The sequence below is a fragment of the Rhodococcus sp. (in: high G+C Gram-positive bacteria) genome, assembly GCF_049591685.1.
Lineage (GTDB): Bacteria > Actinomycetota > Actinomycetes > Mycobacteriales > Mycobacteriaceae > Rhodococcoides.
In genome coordinates, this window is the sequence record NZ_JBAWFH010000060.1 from 1 (window position 1) to 26,060 (window position 26,060).

The 26,060-nt window shown below is 65.6% G+C and carries 22 protein-coding genes; 10 read left to right on the top strand and 12 right to left on the bottom strand.

The window, feature by feature from the left end:
* The 5 genes from kdpA to WBQ44_RS02660 form a co-directional block, all read left to right on the top strand.
* Positions 1-1,319 (top strand): potassium-transporting ATPase subunit KdpA (gene kdpA / locus WBQ44_RS02640; RefSeq protein WP_495565186.1); only part of this gene is annotated, 1,319 nt, incomplete at its 5' end.
* Positions 1,316-3,316: a potassium-transporting ATPase subunit KdpB gene (kdpB, locus tag WBQ44_RS02645; RefSeq protein ID WP_495565187.1), complete on the top strand. Its 2,001-nt coding sequence runs from the start codon at positions 1,316-1,318 to the stop codon at positions 3,314-3,316. The genes kdpA and kdpB, both read left to right, overlap by 4 nt.
* 1 nt (position 3,317) lies before the next feature.
* On the top strand, positions 3,318-3,956 hold the full coding sequence (locus WBQ44_RS02650; protein WP_495565188.1) for a potassium-transporting ATPase subunit C: 639 nt from the start codon (positions 3,318-3,320) through the stop codon (positions 3,954-3,956).
* Positions 3,957-3,959: 3 nt separating this feature from the next.
* Positions 3,960-6,443: a sensor histidine kinase gene (locus WBQ44_RS02655; protein WP_495565189.1), complete on the top strand. Its 2,484-nt coding sequence runs from the start codon at positions 3,960-3,962 to the stop codon at positions 6,441-6,443.
* A complete protein-coding gene (locus WBQ44_RS02660; protein ID WP_495565190.1) occupies positions 6,440-7,123 on the top strand; it encodes a response regulator in 684 nt (227 codons plus the stop codon). Before WBQ44_RS02655 ends, WBQ44_RS02660 begins: the two co-directional genes overlap by 4 nt.
* Before the next feature lie 12 nt (positions 7,124-7,135).
* Here the strand turns inward: WBQ44_RS02660 and ggt are convergent, their stop codons facing one another.
* Together ggt and WBQ44_RS02670 are read right to left on the bottom strand one after the other, a co-directional pair.
* Positions 7,136-9,079 carry a gamma-glutamyltransferase gene (gene ggt, locus WBQ44_RS02665; RefSeq protein ID WP_495565191.1) on the bottom strand — a complete coding sequence of 648 codons (1,944 nt, stop codon included), beginning with the start codon at positions 9,077-9,079 and terminating at the stop codon, positions 7,136-7,138.
* Positions 9,080-9,219: 140 nt separating this feature from the next.
* Positions 9,220-11,460, bottom strand: coding sequence for a putative bifunctional diguanylate cyclase/phosphodiesterase (locus tag WBQ44_RS02670; RefSeq protein WP_495565192.1), 2,241 nt, complete (start codon positions 11,458-11,460; stop codon positions 9,220-9,222).
* A gap of 145 nt (positions 11,461-11,605) precedes the next feature.
* Between WBQ44_RS02670 and hadA the strand changes: the two genes are divergently transcribed.
* Together hadA and WBQ44_RS02680 are read left to right on the top strand one after the other, a co-directional pair.
* Positions 11,606-12,133 carry a (3R)-hydroxyacyl-ACP dehydratase subunit HadA gene (gene hadA / locus WBQ44_RS02675; RefSeq protein ID WP_495565193.1) on the top strand — a complete coding sequence of 176 codons (528 nt, stop codon included), beginning with the start codon at positions 11,606-11,608 and terminating at the stop codon, positions 12,131-12,133.
* Positions 12,134-12,204: 71 nt separating this feature from the next.
* Positions 12,205-12,924: a Clp protease N-terminal domain-containing protein gene (locus WBQ44_RS02680; protein WP_495565194.1), complete on the top strand. Its 720-nt coding sequence runs from the start codon at positions 12,205-12,207 to the stop codon at positions 12,922-12,924.
* A 22-nt stretch (positions 12,925-12,946) separates the two neighbouring features.
* Here WBQ44_RS02680 and WBQ44_RS02685 read toward each other — a convergent pair whose 3' ends face one another.
* Complete coding sequence (locus WBQ44_RS02685; protein ID WP_495565195.1) at positions 12,947-13,900, bottom strand: NAD(P)/FAD-dependent oxidoreductase; 954 nt, start codon at positions 13,898-13,900, stop codon at positions 12,947-12,949.
* A gap of 328 nt (positions 13,901-14,228) precedes the next feature.
* On the opposite strand from WBQ44_RS02685, the gene WBQ44_RS02690 reads away from it, so the two are divergent.
* Positions 14,229-14,438 carry a hypothetical protein gene (locus tag WBQ44_RS02690; RefSeq protein WP_495565223.1) on the top strand — a complete coding sequence of 70 codons (210 nt, stop codon included), beginning with the start codon at positions 14,229-14,231 and terminating at the stop codon, positions 14,436-14,438.
* Positions 14,439-14,442: 4 nt separating this feature from the next.
* On the opposite strand, the gene WBQ44_RS02695 is transcribed toward WBQ44_RS02690, so the two are convergent.
* From WBQ44_RS02695 to WBQ44_RS02710, 4 genes are all read right to left on the bottom strand, one after another.
* On the bottom strand, positions 14,443-14,604 hold the full coding sequence (locus WBQ44_RS02695) for a hypothetical protein (protein ID WP_495565196.1): 162 nt from the start codon (positions 14,602-14,604) through the stop codon (positions 14,443-14,445).
* Between the two features lie 147 nt (positions 14,605-14,751).
* On the bottom strand, positions 14,752-15,828 hold the full coding sequence (locus WBQ44_RS02700) for an alpha/beta-hydrolase family protein (protein ID WP_495565197.1): 1,077 nt from the start codon (positions 15,826-15,828) through the stop codon (positions 14,752-14,754).
* Between the two features lie 8 nt (positions 15,829-15,836).
* Positions 15,837-16,346 carry an alpha/beta-hydrolase N-terminal domain-containing protein gene (locus tag WBQ44_RS02705; protein ID WP_495565198.1) on the bottom strand — a complete coding sequence of 170 codons (510 nt, stop codon included), beginning with the start codon at positions 16,344-16,346 and terminating at the stop codon, positions 15,837-15,839.
* Positions 16,347-16,387: 41 nt separating this feature from the next.
* On the bottom strand, positions 16,388-17,215 hold the full coding sequence (locus WBQ44_RS02710; protein WP_495565199.1) for an MBL fold metallo-hydrolase: 828 nt from the start codon (positions 17,213-17,215) through the stop codon (positions 16,388-16,390).
* 317 nt (positions 17,216-17,532) lie between these two features.
* Between WBQ44_RS02710 and WBQ44_RS02715 the strand changes: the two genes are divergently transcribed.
* Positions 17,533-18,414, top strand: coding sequence for an SGNH/GDSL hydrolase family protein (locus WBQ44_RS02715; protein ID WP_495565200.1), 882 nt, complete (start codon positions 17,533-17,535; stop codon positions 18,412-18,414).
* A 47-nt stretch (positions 18,415-18,461) separates the two neighbouring features.
* Here the strand turns inward: WBQ44_RS02715 and atzF are convergent, their stop codons facing one another.
* From atzF to WBQ44_RS02740, 5 genes are read right to left on the bottom strand one after another with little or no spacing between them, the layout of a single operon-like run.
* Positions 18,462-20,150, bottom strand: a complete 1,689-nt coding sequence (atzF, locus tag WBQ44_RS02720) for an allophanate hydrolase (RefSeq protein ID WP_495565201.1) — start codon at positions 20,148-20,150, stop codon at positions 18,462-18,464.
* Entirely contained in the window at positions 20,137-22,140 is a 2,004-nt protein-coding gene (locus WBQ44_RS02725) for a 5-oxoprolinase/urea amidolyase family protein (protein ID WP_495565202.1), read from the bottom strand. Before WBQ44_RS02725 ends, atzF begins: the two co-directional genes overlap by 14 nt.
* Positions 22,137-22,760, bottom strand: a complete 624-nt coding sequence (locus WBQ44_RS02730; protein ID WP_495565203.1) for an urea amidolyase associated protein UAAP2 — start codon at positions 22,758-22,760, stop codon at positions 22,137-22,139. The genes WBQ44_RS02725 and WBQ44_RS02730 overlap by 4 nt, the downstream gene beginning before the upstream one ends.
* Complete coding sequence (locus tag WBQ44_RS02735) at positions 22,757-23,554, bottom strand: urea amidolyase associated protein UAAP1 (RefSeq protein WP_495565204.1); 798 nt, start codon at positions 23,552-23,554, stop codon at positions 22,757-22,759. The genes WBQ44_RS02730 and WBQ44_RS02735 overlap by 4 nt, the downstream gene beginning before the upstream one ends.
* A gap of 4 nt (positions 23,555-23,558) precedes the next feature.
* On the bottom strand, positions 23,559-25,112 hold the full coding sequence (locus tag WBQ44_RS02740; protein WP_495565205.1) for an amino acid permease: 1,554 nt from the start codon (positions 25,110-25,112) through the stop codon (positions 23,559-23,561).
* A 205-nt stretch (positions 25,113-25,317) separates the two neighbouring features.
* On the opposite strand from WBQ44_RS02740, the gene WBQ44_RS02745 reads away from it, so the two are divergent.
* Complete coding sequence (locus WBQ44_RS02745; protein ID WP_495565206.1) at positions 25,318-26,031, top strand: TetR/AcrR family transcriptional regulator; 714 nt, start codon at positions 25,318-25,320, stop codon at positions 26,029-26,031.
* Positions 26,032-26,060 lie beyond the last annotated feature (29 nt).

A 26,060-nucleotide genomic window follows, 5' to 3' on the forward strand; every position in this document is an offset into this window, starting at 1 on the left:
TGTCGAATCTGACTCAGCCGCTGGGCCTTGCCGTGCAGAACTTCCTGTCGGCGGCCGTCGGCATGTCGGTGGTGATTGCACTGGTTCGCGGTTTCGTCCGAGTGCGTGCAGGCGGCGAACTCGGCAATTTCTGGGTCGACCTCACCCGGGGCACGATCCGCATCCTCCTGCCGCTGTCGTTCGTCATCGCCCTGATCCTGTTGTCACAGGGAGTAATACAGTCTTTCTCGTCCGGATTCACCTCCTCTGGCCTCGACGGTAGCGGCGCCACCAACGCGCTCGCGCCCGTCGCATCTCAGGAAGCCATCAAGGTGCTCGGCACCAACGGAGGCGGCATTCTCGCTGCCAACTCGGCGCACCCGTTCGAGAACCCGACGCCGCTGTCGAACATCGTTCAGATCATTGCGCTGCTCGCCATTCCGGTGTGCCTCACGAGAACGTTCGGAACGATGGTCGGCAACCGCAAGCAGGGGATGACGCTACTCGCGGTCATGGCGACACTGTGGGGCAGCCTCCTTGCTGTCACTCTCGCAGCGGAATCGGGCTCGAGAGGTGTCGCCGCGGTTGCCGCGGGAGCGATGCTGGAAGGTAAGGAGGTCCGGTTCGGAATCCCCGGCTCGGCCCTGTTCGCGGTGTCCACCACGGGCACGTCCACGGGTGCGGTCAACTCGGCGCACGACAGCATGTCACCGCTCGGCGGTGGTGTGATGCTGCTGAACATGCTGTTCGGCGAGATAGCGCCCGGCGGTGTGGGATCCGGACTCTACGGGCTGCTCGTTCTCGCGATCATCGCCGTGTTCGTCGGTGGGCTGTTGGTCGGCCGTACGCCGGAGTTCCTCGGCAAGAAGCTGGGACGCCGAGAGATCACCATGGCCGCGTTGTCGGTGCTGGTGATGCCTGCCCTGGTACTCATCGGGACGTCGGTCACCGTACTTCTCGACTCGACCGCGTCCTTCCAGGGCAATTCCGGTGATCCGGGAAGCCCGGGGTCGGCGCACGGGTTCAGCGAAGTGCTCTACGCTTTCGCGTCGGCGGCCAACAACAACGGAAGTGCTTTCGGCGGTCTCACCGTCACGAGCGACTGGTTCCAGACAGCGCTCGGCGTGGCCATGCTGTTCGGACGCTTTCTCCCGATCGTTTTCGTGCTCGCCCTCGCAGGCTCGCTCGTCACCACGAAACGTACTGCGTCCGACGCGGGTACGTTGCCCACCAACGGGCCACTGTTCGGCGGATTGCTCGTCGGCACAGCGGTACTCGTCGCGGCGCTCACCTTCTTCCCCGCGCTTGCGCTGGGCCCGATAGCAGAGGGACTGCAGTGAACTTCAGGTTTGCCGAGTCGATAGTCGGCGCATTCCGCAAGCTCGACCCCCGGCATCTGGCCCGAAATCCGGTCATGTTCGTGGTGTTCCTGGGATCGATCGTCACGACGGTACTTGCGGTGATGGACCCCACCGTGTTCGCGATGTCCATCGCGGGTTGGTTGTGGTTCACCGTCCTGTTCGCCAATTTCGCCGAGTCCATCGCAGAGGGCAGAGGTAAGGCGCAGGCCGCCAGTTTACGGAAGGTCAAGCAGGACAGCCCTGCTCGGCAGCGTTTCACCGACGGTTCTATCGCCGACGTGATGGCCACCGAACTGAAGGTCGGCGACGTCGTCGTCGTTCGTGCCGGGGAGACCATTCCCGGTGATGGTGACGTCGTCGAAGGCATCGCGAGTGTCGACGAGTCCGCGATCACCGGGGAATCGGCGCCGGTGGTGCGTGAGTCGGGCGGCGACCGCTCCGCGGTCACAGGCGGCACGACGGTGCTTTCCGACGAGATCGTCGTGCAGATCACGGCGGCGCAGGGCGAGACGTTCGTCGATCGGATGATCGGTCTGGTCGAGGGTGCGTCGAGACAGAAGACGCCGAACGAGATCGCGCTGAACATTTTGTTGGCGTCGTTGACGATCATCTTCCTGCTGGCTGTCGTCGCGATCGGTCCGATGAGCAGTTACGCAGGCGCCGAACAGAACCCGATTCGGTTGATTGCCCTGCTCGTGTGCCTCATCCCCACCACGATCGGCGCATTGCTCTCGGCCATCGGCATCGCCGGAATGGACCGGTTGGTGCAACGCAACGTGCTCGCCATGTCCGGCCGAGCCGTCGAGGCTGCAGGCGACATCGACACGTTGCTGATGGACAAGACAGGCACCATCACGTTCGGCAATCGCCGTGCGACGGGACTTCACCCTGCGCCGGGCGTCGACGCGGAAGACTTGGCGCGGGCCGCGCTGCTGTCCTCGCTCGCCGACGGCACCCCCGAGGGCCGCAGCATCGTCGAATTGGTGGAACGCGACTTCCGCGGTCTCGATCGGGCCGCCGAGAACGGTGAGTTCGTGGCGTTCACCGCGCAGACGCGGATGAGCGGAATCGATTTGCCCGAAAGCAGGATCCGTAAGGGCGCTGCCGACCAGGTTGCCGCGTGGGTCCGGGAAAACGGCGGTCTCGAGGCCGTCGCAGTCGCCGGCACGGTCACCGACATCGCCCAGGCGGGAGGCACACCCCTGGTGGTCGCCTCCGCCGACGCGCAGTCGGCGAGGATTCTGGGCGTCGTCGAACTCTCGGACGTGGTGAAACCGAACATCGCGGAGCGGTTCGCACAACTGCGGGCGATGGGCATCAAAACGGTCATGGTCACCGGCGACAATCCCCTCACCGCGAAAGCCATCGCCGCCGAGGCCGGTGTCGACGACTACCTCGCCGAAGCGACCCCGGAGGACAAACTTGCCCTCATCCGCAAGGAGCAGGACGGCGGCCGACTCGTCGCGATGACCGGAGACGGCACCAACGACGCGCCCGCACTGGCTCAGGCCGACGTGGGCGTCGCGATGAACACCGGAACGTCCGCGGCGAAGGAGGCGGGCAACATGGTGGACCTCGACTCCGACCCGACGAAGCTGATCGAGATCGTCGAGATCGGCAAGCAGTTGCTCATCACTCGCGGCGCCCTGACGACGTTCTCGTTGGCCAACGACCTCGCGAAGTACTTCGCGATCCTGCCGGCCATGTTCACGCCGCTGTATCCGCAACTCGGAGCGCTCAACATCATGGGACTCGCGACGCCGGAGTCGGCCATTGCGTCCGCGGTCATCTTCAACGCGGTGGTCATCATCGGGTTGATACCGCTGGCGCTGAAGGGTGTCCGCTATCGCGCTGCATCGGCTTCGGCGTTGCTGCGCCGCAATCTGCTGATCTACGGAGTCGGGGGCGTCGTGACGCCGTTCCTGGCCATCCGGGCAATCGATCAATTCGTCCGACTCGTACCAGGAATAGGCTGACATGCGGTTCGTCCAGAAGTTTCTTCGGCAGGTGCTGGCCGGTTTCGCCGTGCTCGCGGCGTTCACCCTGGTGCTCGGCATCGGCTATCCGGCTCTCGTGTGGGCCGTCTCCCGGCTCGATACCCATTCGGCCGAGGGTTCGGCGCTGACCGATGCCGACGGTTGCGTCGTGGGCAGCGAGTTGATCGGTGTGGATCCGCAGCCGGCGCCGGGTGCGCCCGATCCGTACTTCCACCTCCGCGTGACTGGTTCCGTGGCCGACGGCGACGCGTTCGCCCCCGGTGATCCGAGTGCGGCACTCCCGAGCAATCAGGGGCCGAGCAGTAAGGTCCTGGCGTCGTTCGTCGAGCAGCGTCGTGCTGCGGTGGCGCAGCGGGAGGCGATCGACCCCGGCGCTGTCCCGGTGGACGCCGTGACGGGATCCGGATCCGGCGTCGACCCGAACATCAGCCCCGCATACGCGGCCGTTCAGGTCCCACGGGTTGCGCGCGTGAACGGGATCAGTGAGGCGGACGTCGAGGCTCTGGTGCGCGAGTACACCGACGGGCCGCAGTACGGTGTACTCGGAGTCACCAGGGTCGACGTTCCAGAACTCAACGTCGCGCTCGGGTTGACTGCGCCGTCCTGCGAGAGCGGTTAGGGGTTGACAGTGTCACGTGGTGAGCTGCGCATCTATCTGGGCGCGGCACCGGGCGTCGGGAAGACGCTGGCGATGCTGAACGAGGCGCATCGTCGGGCCGAACGCGGCTGCGACGTGGTGGCCGCTCTCGTCGAGACGCACGGGCGAGAACGGACCGCCGCGGCGCTCGAGGGCATCGAGATGATCGCGACGCTGGAGATCGCATACCGTGGGACCGTGCGGACCGAGATCGACGTGGACGCCGTGATCGAGCGTCGCCCCGACGTGGTGCTCGTCGACGAGCTCGCACACACCAACACGCCGGGATCTACTCGGGAGAAGCGTTGGCAGGATGTGGAAGTGCTCCTCGACGCGGGCCTCGACGTGATCTCCACGGTCAACGTGCAGCACATGGAATCGCTCGGGGACGTGGTGCAGCAGATCACGGGTGTCGCGCAGCGAGAGACCGTGCCCGACAGCGTGGTTCGCAATGCCGACCAGGTCGAACTGGTCGACATCACCCCGGAAGCATTGCGACGCAGACTCACACACGGCAACATCTACGCGTTCGACAAGGTCGATGCCGCGATCGGCAACTACTTTCGGTTGGGCAACCTCACCGCCCTGCGTGAACTGTCACTGCTGTGGATCGCCGACCAGGTCGACGCAGCACTCGTCAAGTACCGGCGCGACAACCGAATCAGCGAGACGTGGGAGGCGCGGGAGCGGGTCGTCGTCGCGGTCACCGGCGGCCCGGAGTCGGAGACGCTGCTGCGTCGGGCTAGCCGGATCGCCTCGCGATCCAGCGCAGAGTTGATGGTGGTGCACGTCGTTCGCGGCGACGGTCTCGCGGGTGTGTCGGCGCCGCAGATGGGTGCGGTGCGAACGCTCGCGGCGACGCTGGGTGCCAGCATGCACAGCGTGGTCGGGGACGACGTTCCCGCCACGCTCCTCGAATTCGCGCGCGGCGCCAACGCGACGCAGTTGGTGCTCGGCACGTCGCGACGGTCACGCACCGCGCGCATTCTCGACGAGGGTATCGGCGCTGCCGTGGTGCAGGACTCGGGAAGTATCGACGTGCACATGGTGACTCACGACGAGCGGGCCCGGCCTTGGCGGCTGCAGGTGGGTCCGGGTAGTCGGCGGATCTCCGCGTGGGTCGCGTCCGTGGTGGTGCCGTGCGCGGCGGCGGCGCTGATGTTTCTGCTGGGCCCGGATTTCGATTCGAGCGGAGAGAGCGCCCTGTTCTTCGTCGTCGTGCTGAGCGTCGCACTCCTCGGCGGGGTCGCGCCGGCGGCACTGTCGGCGCTTGTTTCCGGGTTCCTGCTCAACTTCTTCTTCACCACACCCCGTTACAGCCTCACGATCGCCGAGCCGGAGAATTTCGTCGTCGCGCTGGTACTGCTCGTCGTCGCGGTTGCGGTCGCGGCGCTGGTCGACGGCGCAGCACGCCGCACCCGAGAGGCCAGGCGAGCCTCGCAGGAAGCCGAATTGTTGACGCTGTTCGCCGGCTCGGTGTTGCGCGGAGCCGACCTCGATGCGCTGCTCGCCAAGGTTCGCGAAACCTACGGTCAGCGGGCCGTGACTCTCGTCGAGAATTCCACCGGCGAGGCGGTCGGGGCGGTTGGCGAGAACCCGCCGCGGACCTCCGACGACGCAGATACCCGAATCGACGCGCCCGGCGGCGATTTCGCTCTGCTGTTGGCGGGATCGCGGACCAGGGCAGGCGATCGTCGCGTGCTCACGGCCGTCACCAACCAGGCCGCAGGGTTGGTGCGGCAGACACGACTTGCAGAGGAAGCCGCCACCGCCAGCGCGCTCGCCGAGGCCGACGCCCTGCGGCGTGCGCTGCTGTCCGCCGTCAGCCACGATCTGCGCACTCCGCTTGCTGCCGTCAAAGCTGCGTCGTCGTCGCTACGCAGCACCGACGTCGAGTTTTCGCCCGAGGACACCGCCGAACTGCTCGCGACCATCGACGAGTCTGCCGATCAGCTGACGGCACTCGTCGGGAATCTCCTCGACTCCTCGCGCCTGCAAGCCGGGGTGGTGCGTCCGACGCCGGCCCCGGTATACGTCGAAGATGCGGTGCAGCGGGCGCTCGTCGGCAGTGCGGCGCTCCCGGGCACGGTGCACATCGACGTCGGCGACGCAGTCGTGCTCGCCGATTTCGGCCTGCTCGAACGGGTACTCGCCAACGTGGTCGACAACAGCGTCCGCCACGCACCGGGGAGCGACATCCGCATCGGCGCGACGACGATCGGGGACCGCACCTCCATCACCGTCGCAGACAGTGGACCGGGCATCAGCCGGGGCGCAGAGAAGACGATGTTCGACGCGTTCCAACGACTCGGCGACCGCAACACCAGCGTCGGTGTCGGACTGGGGCTTTCCGTCGCCCGGGGCTTCACCGAGGCCATGGGCGGGCGCGTCGACGCCTCCGACACACCGGGCGGCGGACTGACCATCACCATCGACCTGCAGGCAGCACCGACCGAGGCAGTGTCGTGACGCCGGCGAAGGTGAGGATTCTCGTCGTCGACGACGAACCTCAGATCGTGCGTGCGCTTCGCATCAACCTCAACGTCCGCGGGTACGACGTTGCGACGGCGGCGACCGGCACCGAAGCGCTGCGCTTGGCAGCGAACTTTCACCCCGAGATCGTTCTGCTCGATCTCGGGTTACCCGACCTCGACGGCATCGATGTGATCAGCGGGTTGCGGGGATGGACGGACATCCCCATCGTCGTGCTGTCCGCACGCACCGATTCTGCCGACACCGTCGAAGCACTCGACGCCGGCGCCGACGACTTCGTCACCAAGCCGTTTGGCATGGACGAGCTGCTGGCCCGGCTGCGTGCGGCACTGCGGCGTGGACCTTCGGCGGTGGAAGATGCTGTGGTGTCGACGGATTCGTTCGCCGTCGACCTGTCTTCGAAGACGGTGTCGCGCCGCGGTGAGAACGTGCATCTCACGCGGACCGAATGGGGTGTACTCGAACTCCTGGCCCGTAATCGTGGAAAGCTGGTGTCGCAGCGAGAGATTCTGCAGACGGTGTGGGGCCCGCATCACGAGCGCGAAACGCACTACCTGCGCATCTATGTCGGTCAGCTTCGTCAGAAACTCGAGGACGACCCCTCGCACCCACGGCATATATTGACCGAAACCGGCATGGGCTATCGCCTCGTGTAGCGACGTGTGCGCTCACCCACCCAGCACGATTCCTTCGCGCCGCGGGTCTGCTCCCCCGGTCCAGCCGTCTTCGGTGCGCTGCAGTGCGCTCAGTCCGCTCGACTGATCCTTCACCGACACCTGGTGACCCAGCTGTTCCAACTGTCGGACGATCGGGTCGTCCGGGCCGGAGACGCGCGGGTGTTCACCGCCGTAGTTGGTGGCCGGCGAGTTGGCAGCGCCGAAGTCGACCATCGATACTGCTTGCTGTGGGTTCATCTCCCAATCCAGCACGCCGACAAGCGTCTTGACGACGAACTGGATGATGACCGAGCCGCCCGGCGATCCGGCGACGAGCTCGAGGTCGCCGCGCGTTCCGTCGTCGCTGCGATCGAACACCAGGGTGGGTGCCATCGAGCTGCGTGGCCGCTTGTTCGCTTCGACGCGGTTGGCGAGGGGCGTGCCGTCGGGAACGGTCGGTTCGGCGGCGAAGTCGGTGAGCTGGTTGTTGAGCAGGAAGCCGTCGACCATGTGGAAGGATCCGAACGCCGACTCCACCGTGGTGGTGAGTGACGCCGCGTTGCCGTAACTGTCGACGATCGACACGTGCGATGTGCCGTGCTCTTCCTCGGTCGACGACGCGAACTGGACGGGACCGAAATCGCCGTGGACCGCGGTGCCCATGCTGCGCGCGGGGTCGATGAGTGCGGCGCGCTCGGACAGATACTCCGGATCGAGCAGTGCATCCGGTGACCCGCCCGGCAAGGGGACGAAGTCTGGATCGGCGACGTAGAAGTCCCTGTCCGCGTACGCGAGTCGTTCGGCTTCGGAGATCAGGTGAACTCCTTCCGCGGTGGGTGTCCCGCCGTCGGCGTCCATGTCGGTCGGCTTGTACTGTGCGAGATCGAAGTTCGACAGGATGCCCATCGCCGACGCCACCGCGATGCCTCCCGACGACGGCCCCGGCATCCCGCAGATGTCGTGGTCGCGGTACTGCGTGCACACCGCGGTGCGAGTTTTCGGCTCGTATCCCGCCAGATCGTCGAGTGTCATCAGGCTCGGAGTACGTCCACCGGTGGTGTCTGCCGCAGCGTCGACGATGGCCTGGGCGATATCCCCGGTGTAGAACGCGTCGGCGCCGTCGGTCGCGACAGCGGACAACGTCTTGGACATCGCCGGGTTCGTCAGGACGGTCCCCGCCGCTTTGCCTGCCCCGTCGGGACCGAGGAAGTAGTCCTTCGACGCCGGGTCCAGCGCGAGCTTCGGCGCGGAGTCGGCGATGGATTGCGCCATGCGCGGGCTGATCTCGAAGCCGTTGTCGGCGAGCGCAACAGCAGGCTCGAACAAACCGCCCCACCCCTGCTTTCCGTGGTCGGTGTGTGCTTGCTCGAGCATCCGGAGCACACCGGGAACTCCGATGGACCGGCCGCTCGACCGCGCATCGGGAAGTGGCGCAGTGCGGTTGACGTCGTCGACGAATCGGAGGTAGTCGCCGGTTGCCGCGGCGGGCGCAGTCTCCCGACCGTCGTACGCCTGCACTTCGCCGGAGGCGGCGTCGTAGTAGAGGAGAAACGCGCCGCCGCCGATGCCGGACGACTGGGGTTCGACCAACCCGAGCACGGTCTGGGCGGCGACGAGCGCGTCTGCCGCCGTTCCGCCGTCGCGGAGCACCTCACACGCAGCCTCGGTCGAGATCGGATTGGCAGTCGACACCGCGAAGTCCTTGGTCGAGACCGGCTGCATTCCCGAGCGATACCCGGTCGCGATCTCCGGGTTGGTCGAAATATCGGTCTCTGCACCGGGATTGCTCGCGCCGGCACTCGTGGGTGTGCCCGAACTCGTGGACGCCTCCGGCACCGTGGCCGAGCACGCCGATTCGGAGGAAGTGGATTCGTTGTCGTTCGCCGAGCTTCCGCACGCAGCGGTCGCAAACAGCGTTACGGCACAGACGGCAACAATCAAGGTGTTGGAGCGCACCGGCAGAAGTCTAGACCCGAGCACGAGACCGCAACCGAAGATTCGCAGCTTCGGTCAGCCCGCATTCCCGCTCCCGCACCCGTGCGCGAAAAGTGCTGTTCCAACCACGTTTTGTGCACACGGGCGGCGAAGCCGCATGCTCAGCGCGCTGGGGAGGAGCCCTGTTCCAGCCAGTGTTGCAGCGGCGCAGGGCGTCCGTACAGGTAGCCCTGCGCGAAGCGGCAGTGCAGGGCTTCGATGGCCCGTGCTTGCTCTTCGGTTTCGACGCCTTCCGCGACAATCGAGACCGGGAGTGCTCTGGCCATGGATGCGATGGCGGTGACGAGTGATCCCGCCGTCGACGTGGTGCCGATCTCGGCGACGAAAGAGCGATCGATCTTGAGCAGACCGATCGGCAGTTCACGCAGCCGGCTGAGCGAGGAGTAGCCGACGCCGAAGTCGTCGAGGACGATGAGTACGTCCATCTGAGCGAGCTGGTCGAGTACGGCCTTTGCGACGACGATGTCGTTGATCAGTGCGGTTTCGGTGACTTCGAGTGCGAGGTCCGCGCCGCTCAACCCTGTTTCGGCGAGCAGTGCCGCGACGATGCCAGGAAGCGAGTCGTCGCGGAGTTGAACGGGTGAGATGTTGACCGACATCGTGACGGTCTGTCCGCTCGCCCGCAGCGCGACGAGGTCGTTCATCGCTGTGCGCAGTACTTCCTCGCCGATTTCGCCGATGAGGTCGGTGGACTCGGCGATGCCGACGAATTCGTTGGGTCCACGAAGCCGGCCGCCGTGGTTCCAGCGCACGAGTGCCTCGTACACTACGGTGCTGCGGGACGACGTCATGACGATCGGCTGGTAGTGCACGACGAGTTCGCCGCGTCGAACCGCGCCCCGCAGGGCCGTGGCAGTTTCGACGGCTGCGGTGGATGCCGCGCGCAGCGACTCGTCGAAGAATTCGTACCGCGACGCCCCCTGTGATTTCGCGTGGTACATCGCGGTGTCGGCTTCGCGGATGAGGTCGTCGAGGTCCTGGGTTCGATTCGCCCCCTCGGCGATACCGATGGATGCGGTGACGTAGACGCCGGCGGCGCTGAGCACGAACGGTTCCGCGATCCGCTCGATCAGGCAACGAGCGAGCTCCTCGGCTTCGGGGCGGGTGCACCGGCCGATCACGATGAACTCGTCGCCCGCGTAGCGAACGACCGTGTCGGACGAGCGGACCGTCGCGCGGATGCGGTGGGCGGCTGCAGCGATCATCTCGTCGCCGACGCGGTGGCCGTACGAGTCGTTGACCATCTTGAAGTTGTCGAGATCGACGAAGAGAATGCAGGCGCGGCCGGGCTTGTCCTGCGCATCCAGCCGGGAGAATTCGTCGTCGAGCATCGTCCGGTTCGGGAGGCCGGTGAGTGCGTCGTGGGAGGCGCGATAGCGCGCATCGTCCTCGCTGCGTTCCATGAGGCTCATTGCGCGTTCGCCTCGAAGGAAACTGCCGATCAAGATGATGGCGAGCAGTGCCGAGCGGACGATGAGGTCCACGCGGGAGACGGCGGTACCGAGCACGGGAATGGCCGTGCAGACGGCCAACATGACGACGATGAACGCGGTGCGGCGGCGGTGGTGTGGGGCAGCGCGGCGCCGCTGCGACATCGACGCCATCTGGGGATCGAGGGCCGCAAGGGCGAGGGATGTGTACGCGATGAGGTAGATGCCGTCGAGCAAGCCGGCCGACGGGGGCTCCGAGCGGGTGAGGTAGTAGGCGTACGCGACGTCGCCGAAGAACACGGCCAGCAGCGCCAGCAGCAGCAGTTGGAGTGCGCGGTTCGTTCTCTCGGCGGAGACGAGCAAATAGGTGACAAGCGTGATGATGCCGGCATCGATCGCCGGGTACACCCCGTTGATCACGGCCGCAGCGGCACCGATCTCGCTGTCCATCAGAGGCGAAATCAGCACCACCCACGAGAGGAACAGCGCGCCGACGGCGATGAGGGCAGCGTCGATCAGCGGGGTGATGTCGTCGCGTGACCGTCGTTCGAGAATCCACCGGGCGAGCGCGGTGGCGATCAGGACGTATCCCGACAGTGTGAAGGCGTTGGACAGGGCGGTGAGGCCGATGGGATACATGTTCGGGTCGCCGCGGAGACCGACGCCGATCAGAAACAGTGCCGCCGCGCCGAACAGGCACCACCACGAGGTGGCGTCGGCGGGCTTGTACCTGCGGATGCCGACGCCGATCGCCACGATGGATCCCACGGCGAACGTGCCGAGCACGACGGATCGGATCGAGGCATTGCCTGCGTAGAACACCACGCTCGCGGCCAGCAACACCGATGCGAGCCCGAAGAATTTGGGCGCCCCGGTCAACACTCGTTGAAACGGTGGCGCCTTCGTGTTCATCGAAGGCCCCCCTTTGCGTGCCCGGTGAAGCTGTCCACGAACCACTGGTCAAGTTCGCCCTCACGCGAGATTACTGCAGGAACGCGCCGCGAGTGCGCGTCACCACGCGGCGGGTATGTGCGGTCAGCGCGTAAAATCGGACGACATGAGCGAGTCGTCGGAAGATGTGCCCGGCCAGGTTCGAGCGATGGTCGGCCAGAGTTACCGCATCGACGACGTCTACGAGGTGGGCAAGGCCAAGGTTGCCGAGTTCGCGCGTGCCGTGCAGAACTGGCACCCGGCGCACTTCGATGTCGACGCCGCACGCGAGCTGGGCCACGACAATCTGGTCGCCCCGCCCACGTTCATGTCCCTCGTCGCCTTCGTTGCGCAGCGCCGCATGTTCGAGGAGGCACTGAGTTGTTACGCGATGCCGCAAATTCTTCAGGTGGATCAGCGCTTCACGTTCCATCGTCCGCTTCGGGCCGGCGACAGGCTCAGCTGCGAGGTGTCGCTCGTGTCGGCGCGACGAGCAGCGGGCGCGGACCTGATGGTGGTCGAGAACGACATTTTCGATCAGCGCGATCAACCCATTTTGACGACGATGACGACCATTGCGGCCTCGACCGAGGTGAAGACACCGGAGCGGTTCATGGAGACCGTCGAGCAGATCATGATGGCCGGCACGGTCTGAGCGATTGCTCAGCGCACAAAGATCGTCAACCGAGGGTTGACGCACCCGCGTCGTCAACTTATGGTTGACGCATGACCGAGTCAACGAAAATCAACGTCCCCGTTCGCCTCGACGACCTCATCGACGCCATCAAAAAGGTCCACGACGACGAACTCGAGCAATTGTCCGACGCCGTGATCGCCGCGGACGCCCTCGGCGACCTCGCCGACCACCTCATCGGCCACTTCGTGGACCAAGCGCGCCGTTCGGGTGCGTCGTGGACCGATATCGGCCGCAGCATGGGCGTCTCGAAACAGGCCGCGCAGAAGCGGTTCGTTCCCAAGGGCGCCGAGCCCGACCTCGACGCCGCGCAGGGCTTCAAGCGCTTCACTCCCCGCGCCAAGAACGTGGTCGTGGCGTCGCAGAACGAAGCGCAGGCAGCAGGCAACGCCGAGATCGTTCCCGAACACCTGGTGCTCGGCCTGCTCAGCGAAAAGGATTCGCTCGGAACAAGATTCCTGCTCTCGGACGGACGCACCGACGCCGGGGTTCGAAATTCCGTCGCGCCGCTTCTGCCAGTCGCCGTGGCCGACGCGCCCGCGCTCGTTCCCTACGATGCTGCGGCGAAGAAGGTCATGGAGCTGACGTTCCGCGAAGCATTACGCCTGGGCCACAACTACGTCGGCACCGAACATCTGTTGCTGGCGTTGCTCGAACACGAGAACGGCAACGGAGTGCTCACCGGCCTCGGCGTCGACAAGAACACCGTCGAGCGCGAACTTCTGGCCGCCCTCGCGCAGTTCGAGGGCTGACCGGAGGCGTATCGGGCGTGAGCTAGGACCCGGCGCGGGCCAGCAGGGCCTGGGCGATGTCGTCCTCGATGAGACTCTGGTTGACGGCGCCGGCGGTTCGCGCACCGGCCGCGGCCGAACTGACGATGTTGTCCGTGATGGACACGACGTTGCCCGCGGCGTAGACACCGGGAACCGATGTGGCGCCCATCTGATCGACAGCGACCGCGGATCCCATCGGGATCTCGTTCATCGCAACGTCGGTCACCTCGATCCCCAATCCTGTCAAGACGGAAGCATTGGCGGCGAAATGCGGCCGCACGACCACGGCCTGCACGTCGACCGTCGTGCCGGTGACCAGCTCGACTCCCACGACCGCGTCGTTCTCGACGACGAGTTCGGCGATCTTGTCGGTTACGACGCTGATGCCGCGGGCTGCGAGCTTCTCGTATTCCTCGTCGGTGGGCTCGAAGTCCTGGGTGAACAGCACGACCCGGTCGGCCCACTGACGCCACATCAGGGCCTGGTGGGCGCCGAATGCGCTACCCACGATGCCGACGGTGTGCTCGCGCACCTCCCAGCCGTGGCAGAACGGGCAGTGCAGCACCTCTAGGCCCCAGCGTTCGCGGACGCCCGGGATATCCGGCAGCTGGTCGGTGAGGCCGGTGGTGACGAGCAGCCGTCGAGCGGAAGTATGGGTGCCGTCGGCGAGGCCGACGGTGAAGTTGCCCAGCGAGCCCGAGGTGGAGACGACCGTGCCCTCGCGGATCTCCGTGCCGTACGAGCCGGCTTCCTGGCGGCCCTTGGCGAGGAGTTCGAGTGGGGAAATCCCTTCGAGTCCGAGGTAGTTGTGCGCGTGCGCGGCGGGGGCGTTGCGTGGTGCTCCCGCGTCGACGACGAGAACCCGTCGGCGCGCTCGGGACAGTGTGACGGCCGAGGACAGGCCGGCTGCGCCCCCGCCGATGATGATTACGTCGTAGTCCGGTGTCGTTGTCATGTGTTCACTGTGACGCCTCGTACGAATATCGGCAACAACGATTGCCGAATTAGCAAAGTCAACCGCATCGGGATAATTACGGGTGGGGCGCCCGCTTGCCCGCCCTCAACCCGTCGACACGTCGGTTCCGCCGCGTCAACCCGTCGTGAAAACGGTATAGAGCCTGGTCAGCGGACCTCAATCAACTTGAACCGCGCCCTGCTGTGCGGTTCAATGAGCGGGTCGAAATGTCTGGGTCGGGGGGACCATGAGTACAACGGGATCTAGAAGTTGCGAGGGGCCGGTAGGGCCGACCGCCGGTATTCGTCGAGGCGACGTCGTAGTGGCAATGCGCGACCTCGGCAAGCGCACCTGGTGCAGCGGGGTGCCCGCTGGAACGGTCGGGATCGTCAACGACGTGGACTGGCTGGGCGATCTGCGAGTGGAATTCACCCTCGACGGTGACTGGCTGGCTCGCCGGTCCACCGTCGAGAAGGTCGTCGCATCGTGCGACCTGCGACTGCTCCGAAGCGCGGAACAGTCGCTGACCGGTACCTGAGCCGCTAGTCGGTATCGGTTGCGGGTCCGGCGGACGTAGCGCCGCCCTCGTCCGCCCACTCGCTGGACTGCCCGCCCTCGGCAGGATCGGACTGCACGTCCTTATCGGCCTCGTCGGGTCCCTTGCCGGTGTCTTCGGTGTGCGGGGTTGTGTGCTTGTCATCCATCACGGCCTCATACCCACAGCGCAGCTAATCGAACCCGGCAGCTAATCGAACCCGGCAGTGAATCGAACCCGGCAGTGAATCGAACCCGGCAGTGAATCGAACCCGGCAGTGAATCGAACCCGGCAGTGAACCAAACCCGGGCAGGGCTCAGCCGGCCTCGATCTGGGTAAGGCGTGCCGTGTCGTCGTCGGTCCATCCTTCCGGCTGCAGGATATCCGCCCACAGGGCCACTGCATCCTCGCCGTAGTTGTGTCCGTGTCCCTGCGGTGCGTCCGTGGAGAACACCATGTCGAACGTGGTTTGCCAGAACGTCACGAACGGGAACCACAGGACCCCTGGGTCGACGTCGACTCCGCGTGGTTCGCGCAGCCAATCGGGCTGGTGCAGAACGAGATCCGGCGACCACCAGGTGATGGGATCGGACGCGTGCTGCCAGTACCCGATGCGGGGCTGTGCCCAGGGAGTACCGAGGTCCAGATCATCGGGCTTGCCGGCAAATCGGACGTACCGACCGTCGTCGATCACCGGTAGTATTTCCGACGATCCCGCGTCGCGATCGGCGGTGATATCGGTCCATTGCTTGGTGAAATTCGGACTGCCCACCCACAGCGCGCCGTCCGTCCGTGCCGCCATGTCTCGCGCGTCGCCGAACGCGTCCTGTCCCCCGTACGCTCCGAGGCTCTCGCCGAATGCGACCAGCTTCGGCCGTGCCTCCTCGGGCATTTCCTGTACCGCGTCGTAGACCCGGTCGAACAGGGCGCGCCCTGCCTCCCGTGGCGAATCACGGTCTGCGAGAAACGCTACGGGGCTGGGTAGGAAGGAATACTGCATGGATGCGATAGCTGTGATGCCTCCGTACATGTATTCGATTGGGCCCGCGACGGACTCGTTGACCCAACCGCGCCCGGTGGTCGTCGCGACGGCGATCAAATCCCTGTCGAAAGCACCGGTTCGTTCCAACTCGGCCACGACGCGGCCCGCAGAGCGCTCGATCGAATCTGAACCCGTTGCACCCACATACGCACGTATCGGCGTCAACGCCGGGTTTCCGGTGAACGCGGAAATCTGTTCGGAGGACGGTCCCGAGGCGACGAATCGTCTTCCCTCCATGCCGAGCGAATCCCACTCTTCCAGCGAGTCCGGTGAACCCGATCTTTCGGGCGCCGTGGGCTGTTCGACTCGGGGGTGGTTGCCCTTGTCCGCCAGTTCGGAGGAGCTGGCCACTGCCGCGATCAAACGTTGTTGACTGCGGCGTTGATCAGAAACAGAGTCAGCAGTGCAACCACTGCGACGCCGATCGCCTTCGCCGCGGGAATCGGTACGTATTTTGTGCAGAGAGCAGCGAGACCCCGTGCGCACCAACGTAAACCGCGAGCGGCAAGCAGGAGCAACACGGCCGTCAGCAGCGCGACGAACAGCACGGCAACGTAGAGCACCCGGCCGGGATCCTTTACCTCGACCAGCGCGCGCACCGTCGACTGCCACCAGGAACCCAGAATCAAGAACAGAGGTATGACGATGATCGCCGTCGCGGCGAGCGCCCACCAGCCGTAGCGCTTCGCATCGACCGACCACCCCGGCCGGATGCCACACGCATGCGCGATCCACACGATAAGGGCGCCGACGCCGTAGCCGGTGGCCGCGCTGATGCCGGTCGCGACGCCCTGCAGATACCACGCGCGCGGTAGCAACGAGGGTGTCATCGAAATGGCGAAGAAGACGATGGCGAAGAACAGGGCCACTGGATCCAGCTATCGAGCGAACCGCCGCAGCGCATGCATCGTCACATAGTAGTGCCGATGTGCTCGAAATATCGCCGCGCGGATGCGATTACACGATCGTGCGCCTCGTCGGTGATGATTCGATCCCACCAGGCGCCGTAGAGGGCGTCGAAGTGGTACGGCGCCACCAACTCCAGCGCACGACGAATGGTGTCGGGATGTTCCGGAATGAGGTTGGGGTAGCTGTACATGAACCCGACCCAGCGGCGGTCGGCGACGACGGTGAAGATGTCCCCGCCGCACAGGGCGCCGCGGCCGTCGACACCGTCGGCCCAGTGCATCACCGTGCCTCCGGCGAAATGCACACCGGCGTTGATCAGGGTTCGTCCGGGCAGAATTTCGGTGTGCTCACCCGCCCACAACACCACGTTCTCGGTCCTGGTGAGCCAGCGCGCGTCGCGTTCGTGCACGTAGATCGGCACGTCACCGAACTCGCGTGACCACTCGACCATCGAGCTGTAGTAATGCGGGTGCGACAGGGCAATTGCCGAGATGCCGCCGAGTTCCGTCACCCGTTCGACGGCTGCATCGTCGATGTAGGTGACCGAATCCCACATCACCGTGCCGCCCTCGCCGGGGACGAGGAGAGCCCGTTGGCCGATGGCCAGTGCAGGGGAGGTGGCGAGGCCCCACAAGCCCGGAACTTCCTCGCGGATCTCGACGACGTAGTGCTGGCGGCGCAGATCGGCCAATGATGTCCACTGCTGGCCGCTGTACCCGACGTACTGCCGCTCGTCCTCGCAAATAATGCAGTGGACCGGCCGCGCACCTGCGGCGTCCAGCTCGTACTGGACGCCGCAGGTCAGACAGATCGGAAGATCGTCACGCATCTTCTCGAAGAGGTGGGTCGACTCAGAGACCGAAGGGAAGCGTCCCCGGAGCGAGCTCGAAGCCGCTGCTTCCAGCCGAGATGGATCCGACGCTGCCGAGGATGAGGTTGATGAAATTGGTGATCATGTGTGTCTCTCGTCTTTCGTATGTGTGCGGGTGAACGCCGTCGAGGGTACCGCCGATCGAGCATCGGGACAGGCGGACCGAGCTGGGGAACAGCTGTCAGTCGAGCTGGGGACCAGCTGTCAGTCGAGCTGGGGACCAGCTGTGAATCGAGCTGGGGACCAGCTGTGAATCGCGCGTACCGTCGGTTGGCATGCGTCGTTCGATGGTGGGAGTGCTGGCGGTGGCCCTGTTCGCGGTGTCGGCGGTTGCCGGTTGCGCGGCGGACACCGAACCGGAGTCGGCAGCTGCTCCTCCCCCGCTCGATTACGTGGCGCTCGGCGATTCCGCGGCCTCGGGTCCGCTGATCCCGAGGTCGACGGGCACGCCGGGGTGCCTGCAGTCGGATGCGAACTATCCGCACGTGCTCGCCGGGTTGGTCGGGGCTGCGTCGTTCGTGGACGTGTCCTGCTCGGGCGCGCGCACCGAGAACATCGCCGAACGAGCGCAGTCGACCAACAGCGGGCCGATACCCCTGCAGATCGACGCCCTGACCCCGGAGACCGATCTGGTCACCATCACAATCGGCGGCAATGACGTCGACCTCGTCTCTCGCGCCCGCGGGTGCGTCAACTTCTCTCCCGAGCCGGAGGGCAGCTCGTGCGCCGAGGCCTTGACCGCCGGGGGTACCGACGTGATCGCCGAATCCATCGACGCCTCCGCCCCGAGATGGGGTGAGGCACTGGGCGACATTGCCGACCGCGCCCCGAATGCCGAGATCGTGGTCGTCGGCTACGGCACCTATGTGCGGCCCGGTGGGTGTTACGGAACCCAGCCGGTGTGGGCACGCGACGCCGACTATCTGCAGTCCAGTGTCGACCGCATGAACGACGCACTCGCAGAGCAGGCCGAGCAGCGCGGCGCGCGGTTCGTCGACGTCGCAGAGATCAGCGTCGGACACGACGCGTGTGCCGTCCCCGCAGAGCGCTATCTCGAAGGCGTTGTCCCAGCGAATCCCGCTGCGCCGCTTCACCCCACGGCAGCGGGGATGGCTGCCTTCGCGCAAGAAATCGCCACAGCCTTGTCAGTGGGGTGAGGATGCGCCTCCGGCGCCGGTGTGCACAAAGTGCTGTTGCAACAACACTAAAGGCGCACGGGCGCCGAAGGCGCATACGCACGCCAGCCACCCAGCTCGGTGATGTCGCGGCTGCCGAGGGCTGCTTCGTACGAGCAGGAGAATCCGGTGACCCAACGCCCGTCGGTCAGCTCGACCGACGTCAAGCCCATCGGCGAGGGAAGCCCGGCGACGAACTTGCCGAGTGCGGCGAAGGACATCCGGTACAGCTCGCCCGCGATGGGGGCTCCCAGGCCGTCGCCATGGCGGACGAGGCCTGGCTTCGGCGGCGTCGTACCCAGATCGACGAGCCGGTAGGCATCGGAAGTGCGGACCTCTCCGGAGAACCGAGCACCCTGCAGCTGGTGGTGCAGCGGGTAGCCCTCCAGATGAGCGCCGACGACCAATACGTCGACTCCCTCGTCGACGAGCACCGGGGCGTCCACCGAAACCAGCCTGGCGGCGACGTCGACGGCAACTTGGTCACCGAACGCCGGAACCACGACCATCACACCGAACGGGTTGCCGCTCCGCGTCGATGCACCGGGTACGGCCACGGCAGCCATGTCGAGAAGGTTGCAGAAGTTGGTGAACGTACCCATCCGGCGGTTGATGCCGAGCGGATCCGCTTGTACTGCAGCGATAGTCGGGTGCTCGGTCGTGGTGGGGAGCAACAGCCCGTCGAAGCCTTGCAGCAACGTCGCCACGTGACGCTTCCCGGCCGCGATGGTCGCGAGGTCGTCGACATACCGATGCGCCGACGCCTCTGCCGCACCCCGGACTATCTGCGCTACCGTCGGGTCGGCAGACGCCGGATCCGTCGAAAGGAACTCACCGACGGCGGAATAGCGCTGCGCAACGATGGCGCCGTCGTAGAGCAGCGTCGCCGTGTCCAACAACACCGAGATGTCGACCTCGGCGCAGTACAGGCCCTTCGCTTCGAGGCCTGCCACGGTCCGATCGAACGCGTCCAGGTACTCCGGATTCAGTGCGGTCAAGTTCTCGCGTAGGGGTACCGCCAGTCGCGGCGCCGGAGAGGCCGCCAGCGTGACGTCGGCGGGCCACGCTCGGCTACGGATGTCGAGCTCGTCGTAGCCGGACATGACGCGCGTCGCTGCTGTGGCAACACCGAGGTCGCGGGCGAGCACCGTGACGCAGTCGTAGTCGGCGCACGCGGGCACGACGCCGGTGGTCGGCACGACTCCGAGCGTCGTCTTGATTCCGACCAGGTCGTGGAACGCGGCAGGAACTCGTCCGGAACCTGCAGTGTCCGTGCCTATTCCGATGTCGACAATGCCCAGCGCGACGGCAACCGCCGAGCCGGAGCTCGATCCTCCGGACACGCGCTCGGGGTCCCATGCGCATCGAACCGGACCGTACGGACTGCGCGTACCCACCAACCCGGTGGCGAACTGATCCAGGTTCGTCTTGCCGAGCACGATCGCACCTTGCTCGACCAGCCGTGCAACCGCAGTCGCGGAAACCGCAGGCGTATAGGCGAAGTCGGGACACGCTGCAGTGGTCGGAAGCCCGGCCACGTCCACATTGTCCTTGACGGCAACCAGCATCCCCGCCAATGGCAAGGTGGTGTCGACGCCCTCGGCCTCGGCGAGCACGGCCGCCTCGTCGCGCAGGGTGATCCACGCTTCGCCGCGATCGACTTCGGCAATTCGCTTGTAGGACCGGCGCACCCGCTCCGTCACCTCATGCTGCTGCATCTGCTTCGCCTTTCCTGGTGAACTCTCCCGCCGCTGACCACGCCGTGCGCTCGGCGTCGAAAGCAACTGCCTGGACCGCGCGGAATTGCTCGATGGATTCCGAGTTCGCGGCGAGAAACTTGTCGTGTTCGGCGAGCGAGAACTCGCCCTCGGTGATATCGACGCCACCGCCGCGGCCTGCTGCTGTGTCCGCCCGGAGGTCCATGAGCTCCTCGGGCTCGACCGGATACCAGGAGATGCGGTCGAAGAATCGCAGCAGCCAGGGGCTTTCGGCTTCGAAAGATCCGCTGCGAGCGGGGTAGCGGTGGTTCCACACCTGCGTTGTGCGGCCGACGAACTGGTACCCGCCGGGTCCTTCCATGCCGTAGATGCACAGGTAGGCGCCGCCGATGCCCACGGCGTTCTCGGGCGTCCAGGTACGCGCGGGGTTGTACTTGGTCGTCACGAGTCGGTGACGCGGGTCGAGCGGGGTCGCGACGGGTGCGCCGAGGTAGACGTCGCCGAGGCCGAGGACCATGTAGTCGGCGGCGAACACGGTGTCGAAGACGTCGGCGACGGTATCCAGGCCGTTCATGCGCCGGATGAATTCGATGTTCCACGGGCACCAGGGTGCGTCGGCGCGTACGCCGTGCATGTAGCGCTGGATTGCTTCGCGGGTGGACGGATCGTCCCAGGACAGCGGCATTCGCACGGTTCGCGACGGTACGACGAGTTCCGAGGCGGCCGGGAGATCGTCTTCGACCTCGGACAGCAGGCCCATCAATGTGTCGATGGAGAGCACGTCGGGGTCGACTTTGACCTGTAGCGAACGGATGCCGGGGGTCAGATCGAGCAGTCCCTTCGGCGCAATGTCCTCGATGCGTCGGTGCAGCGCATGCGCTCGTGCCCGAAGAGCGAGGTCGAGCGTCATGTCTCCGTACTCGACGAGGACGTTGTCGTCACCGGACCTGCGGTAGGTGACCGCTGTCTCCGCGTCGCGGCGGGCGATGACGCCGTCGTCTCCGTCCCCTCCGCCGGAGAACACGACGGGAAGGGATGCGCGACGCTCGATGCCGAGAGCGCCGAGTGCGGATGCGTGGGCCGCCTTGATGGGAACGAAGCGTATTTTGTCGCCCGGTTTCAGCTGCCCGAGCTTCCAGCGTTCCGCCGCGACGACGGTGACCGGGCAGACGAATCCGCCGAGGCTGGGTCCGTCCGGTCCGAGCAGAATGGGTGTGTCGCCGGTGAAGTCGAGCGCACCGACCGAGTAGGCGTTGTCGTGGATGTTCGAGGGGTGCAGGCCCGCTTCGCCGCCGTCCTGACGCGCCCATTCCGGCTTCGGCCCGATCAGCCGTACACCGGTGCGGTCGGAGTTGAAGTGGACTTCGTAGGAGGTCGCGTAGAGGGTGTCCATGTCGGCGCGGGTGAAGAATTCGGGTGCGCCGTGGGGTCCCTCGGTGACGGCGATGTCCCAGGACCCGGTGAGTACCGGCCGGTGTTCCATCGGGATGGATTGCAGGCGCGTGGCGTCGGCGGTTCCACCGACCTCGAGGATGTCGCCCTCGGCGAGGATGCCGCCACGGTGTCCGCCGAACTTCCCGAGCGTGAATGTTGCTGCGCTGCCCAGGTAGTCGTCGACTTCGATCGATCCCTGTACGGTGACGTAGACGCGCAGTCCGGCGCCGTTGCTCATGCCGACGTCGAGAGTGGCACCGGCGGGAACGAGCAGTGGTCGCCACTGGGGCACCGCGCGCCCGTCGATGTGCACCGGCACGTCGGCGCCGGTGACACAGACATAGGTGTCGGCGTCGAAGGTCAGCGCAGGCCCTCCCATGGTGGACTCGAGCCCCGGGGCGCCTTCTGGGTTGCCGAGGGCGACGTTGCCCAATCGGAACGAGAGGTCGTCCATCGGTCCCGACGGCGGGACGCCCACCTTCCAGTAGCCGATGCGTCCGGGCCAGTCCTGAACGGTGGTCAGCATGCCGGGACGGACGACGGTCATCTTGTTCATGGGCGCGTCACCACCATCCGTACGGCAGTGGGGTCGAAGCCGTTGCAGGGGTTGTTGATCTGAGGGCAATTGGAGACGAGTACGAGAGTGTCGATCTCGGCGCGGAGCGACAGAGACTTACCCGGGGCAGACAGCCCGTCGACGATCCCGAGAGTGCCGTCGGCGTCGACGGGGACGTTCATGAAGAAGTTGATGTTGGGCACCAGGTCTCGTTTACCCAGACCCCATTTCGCACCCTCGATCAAGAAGTTTTCCACGCACGCATGTTGGTGCTTGGTGTGGTGTCCGTAGCGGAGCGTGTTCGATTCTTGCGAGCAGGCACCGCCGAGGGTGTCGTGGTTGCCGACCTCGTCTGCGACGATAGTCATGAGAGGCGTCGAATCATCGCTGCGCAGAACCGTTCCGGTGGAAAGGAACACGTTGCGTTGCGCGCTGATCGTTGCCGCCGCACTGTAGCGAATGCCGTGATCGTGCGCGGCATAGAGCAGGGTATCGACGGCTTGGTTGCCGTGCAGGTCGATCATCGTCAGGACGTCGCCTGCTTTCACGACGGTGGACCATGGGCCGCGTTCGCCTGCGATCTCGTCTTCGATGACGGTCCGGTCGAGTGTGGTGGTCATCGGAGGCCTTTCGGGTCTGCCGCGGTCCAGGCGGTCTCGGTGTTCTGTACGGCGCGCTGGTACTCGGGGTCGGTGTTGGCGAGAGTCGCGAGCTCTTCGGTGGCATTCCACGCGAGCACCTCGAGGGCTGTGGTGGCGAACTCCTCGGACGGATCGAGGGGATGCGCGGTGTTGGCCAAAAGGACGACGAGCGGTAGGTGGATCAGCAGATCGACCTCGGCGCCCGGTCCGGCCGATCCGGTACTGACCAGTCTTCCGTCGTCTTCGACCCGCACGCCGTGGAAGAACGAGAGGGTAGCGGGCAGATCACGCTGAGACAGGCCCTGTTTGGCTGCGGCCACGGTGAAGAGTTCGCGGCCCGCGGGAGATCCGGAATGCAATGCTCCGCTGCCGTACTTGGCCGCGTTCGTCGCCAGCGACGTGGTCCCGCACAGTGCGTCGTGGTGCCTCGAACTGTCGGCGACCACGGTGGCGAGGACGCGCCCCTGGTCGGAGAGCAGGGGATGACCCGGGCCCAGATAGGCCTGCCACGGAACCTTCACGGTGTCGGCCGTGTTCAGGCGTTCCCACGGTGCGTCGGCACGGTAGAGCAGAATGTTGGCGCAGGCGGATCCGTGGACGTCGCGCAGTCGTAGGCGTGTTCCTCGTGCGAGAACCATGGTCGTGTAGCGGCCGCCGGGAACGGTTTCTGCCCAGACGAGTTCGGTGACGCCGTCCGGCGCGGCGGGTGTGTCGACTGCTGCGGCCTGAGACCGCGCGTGTTCCTTGGCTGCGAGAGTTGTTGCAGTACTCATGTTTTTACGCTCCTAGCGTGACGGGGCGGGGATGGATTGCGCGACGAGGGAAGCAGGCGATGCCAGCGACGATGACGGCGAGGACGGTCAGCGGAGCTGCCCATTGGAGGATCGGGTATTCCCCTGTGGGGTTGAAGATCTCGGCACGGGGCCACGACAGGTTGATCACCATCAGTCCTCCGTAGAGCACTGCTGCCAGGTTGACCGGGATTCCGAGCCGACCGAGGGTGAACAGCTTCTTGCCCTCGGCATCGACGACGATTCCGCCGTTGGGCCAGCCCTTCAGTCGTCGAACGAGCAGTGGCACGGTCACCATCAGGTACGCGAGATAGATGAGCACGATGCACACGCTGGTGAGTGTGGTGAACAGCGCGGCGTTGCCGACGTTGACGGCCAGCACGGCGATGCACGCCAGGCCGATGAGAACCGCAGGTGCGATGGGGGTTCCGGTCTTGGCATTGACCGAGCACAGCAGCTTCGATGCGGGCAACCGCCCGTCGCGGGCCATCGAGAACATCAGGCGGGTTGCTGCGGTCTGAATTGCCAACGTGCAGATGAACACTGCGACGGCGACGTCGATGAGCAGTACCGTTCCCCACGGCGATGTCAGGATCGAATCGATGACGTACGGCAGGCCCAGCGTCGCGAGATTGCCGTCGGTGAGCGACGGGGCAGCCATCAGCGCGCCGACGATCATCAGGCCACCACCGAGTGCGGATGCCGAGAGTGCGAGGCGAATGGTGCGGGGCGCGACCCGCCTGGGGTTGTGGGTTTCCTCTGCGAGCTCGCCCGCCGATCCGAAGCCGACCATGACGTATGCAGCCATCAGGCCGGACACGATCCAGGCCCAGATGTAGCCGGAATCGGCTCCGGCGGAGCCGGTGTCGAGTACGACCTGTGGCCCGCGCTGGGCGTGGGTGAAGAACACCAGGACGAGGGCGATGACGCCGACGATCTCACAGGTGACGCCGATGCTGTTGATCCGGGCCATCCAGTTGACGCCGATGGAGTTGATCGTCGTCGTCAGTACGAGAAGAACGGACCCGAGGATCACCGCATTCGTCGCGCCGCTCGGTGATGTCAACGAGGGATCCTCGCCGACTATCTGGAAGCCACTCCACACGGCCGGCAGAACTACCTGCAGCGCGATCGCGGCGGCCGATGCCGTGACGATCTGCGCGATGATCATGAACCAGCCGGCGAACCAGCCGACGATTTCGCCGCCCATACGCCGAGACCACTGGTAGATCGCTCCGGAGATGGGGTAGCGCGCAGCGAGTTCCGCGAAGTTGAGTGCCACCATGAACTGGCCCAGGAACACCAGCGGCCACGTGAAGAAGAAGGCGGGGCCGCCGAAGCCGAAGCCGAGGGCGAACAACTGGAAGATGGTCGTCAGGATCGAGACGAACGAGAATCCGGCTGCGAACGACGCGAACTTGCCGAGCTTGCGATGCAGTTGCTGTTCGTATCCCAGTTCGGCGAGATCCGAATGGTCCTGTGTGACGGTTGTGTTCGGGACGGGCTGGCCCCCGGGTGCGGGCAGGGTAGTCGAGCTCATGGCTGGCTCCTGTGAGGAAAGAGTGTCCGCGGCGTCTGCGCTGCCGGCGCGGGTTTTCTGTCACTCGATAGTTTTCCGCGCCGTGATGCCCGTCGGGTGTCGTGCATGTATCGAACAGTGGCGCCCGTGAAACATCTGTGTTTCCTCTATTTCGATCGAGTGACAGAAACTTCACGCCGCCGGTTTCGGTGCCAGGATGGTTGCCATGACCACTGCGGGACGACCGAGGCTGATGACAAAGAAGCGGCCGGGCGAGACGGCTCGTGACGAGATCAGAGACGCCGCCGCCGAATTGTTCACCACCCGCGGCTACACCAATACCTCGACACGCATGATCGCGGAGGCCGTCGGAATGCGGCAGGCATCGCTGTATCACCACTTCGCCGGCAAGGACGATCTCCTCGACTCGCTGCTCAGTGGAACCGTCGACGAGCCGCTCGCCGTCGGTCGAGCCATGCGCGCGGCCGACGCGTCGGCCGTGGAGAAGATGTACGCGCTCGCCCTGTACGACGCCGACCAGCTGTGCAGGTCGCGGTGGAATCTCGGGGCGCTGTATCTGCTGCCCGAGCTACGCGAGGAGCGTTTCGCGACGTTTCGTGCGCACCGATACGCGCTCATGGATCTCTACGCGTCCATCGCCTCGGAGGTGCTGGACGATATCTCGGTCGGTGAGAGACAGACGGGAATGCAAGAGATTCCGTTCCGGCTGGTCGAAACGGTCGTCAACAGCCGCGCCGACTCGGAGAACGGTCGGACGATGGTCGAAGCCGATCACGCTCGCATCGTGGCGCAGGCGGCGGTGCGGTCGCTCGGATGGACGGGACCGATAGACCGAGTCGACGCACGTGCCCGAGCACTCATCGAATCCATCGGGCCTCACGTCTACCCCGACGAACTCGAAACCGACGGCGCCAGGTAACCCACTGGTTGGTGGTGCCGTTTAGACTG

Bases quoted from the DNA above. Each gene is read 5' to 3' on its own strand.
- WBQ44_RS02650 (WP_495565188.1), top strand. From the start codon at position 3,318: ATGCGGTTCGTCCAGAAGTTTCTTCGGCAGGTGCTGGCCGGTTTCGCC.
- WBQ44_RS02670 (WP_495565192.1), bottom strand. From the start codon at position 11,460: ATGAACACGAAGGCGCCACCGTTTCAACGAGTGTTGACCGGGGCGCCC.
- hadA (WP_495565193.1), top strand. From the start codon at position 11,606: ATGAGCGAGTCGTCGGAAGATGTGCCCGGCCAGGTTCGAGCGATGGTC.
- WBQ44_RS02680 (WP_495565194.1), top strand. From the start codon at position 12,205: ATGACCGAGTCAACGAAAATCAACGTCCCCGTTCGCCTCGACGACCTC.
- WBQ44_RS02685 (WP_495565195.1), bottom strand. From the start codon at position 13,900: ATGACAACGACACCGGACTACGACGTAATCATCATCGGCGGGGGCGCA.
- WBQ44_RS02690 (WP_495565223.1), top strand. From the start codon at position 14,229: ATGCGCGACCTCGGCAAGCGCACCTGGTGCAGCGGGGTGCCCGCTGGA.
- WBQ44_RS02695 (WP_495565196.1), bottom strand. From the start codon at position 14,604: ATGGATGACAAGCACACAACCCCGCACACCGAAGACACCGGCAAGGGA.
- WBQ44_RS02710 (WP_495565199.1), bottom strand. From the start codon at position 17,215: ATGCGTGACGATCTTCCGATCTGTCTGACCTGCGGCGTCCAGTACGAG.
- WBQ44_RS02715 (WP_495565200.1), top strand. From the start codon at position 17,533: ATGCGTCGTTCGATGGTGGGAGTGCTGGCGGTGGCCCTGTTCGCGGTG.
- atzF (WP_495565201.1), bottom strand. From the start codon at position 20,150: ATGCAGCAGCATGAGGTGACGGAGCGGGTGCGCCGGTCCTACAAGCGA.
- WBQ44_RS02725 (WP_495565202.1), bottom strand. From the start codon at position 22,140: ATGAACAAGATGACCGTCGTCCGTCCCGGCATGCTGACCACCGTTCAG.
- WBQ44_RS02730 (WP_495565203.1), bottom strand. From the start codon at position 22,760: ATGACCACCACACTCGACCGGACCGTCATCGAAGACGAGATCGCAGGC.
- WBQ44_RS02735 (WP_495565204.1), bottom strand. From the start codon at position 23,554: ATGAGTACTGCAACAACTCTCGCAGCCAAGGAACACGCGCGGTCTCAG.
- WBQ44_RS02740 (WP_495565205.1), bottom strand. From the start codon at position 25,112: ATGAGCTCGACTACCCTGCCCGCACCCGGGGGCCAGCCCGTCCCGAAC.
- WBQ44_RS02745 (WP_495565206.1), top strand. From the start codon at position 25,318: ATGACCACTGCGGGACGACCGAGGCTGATGACAAAGAAGCGGCCGGGC.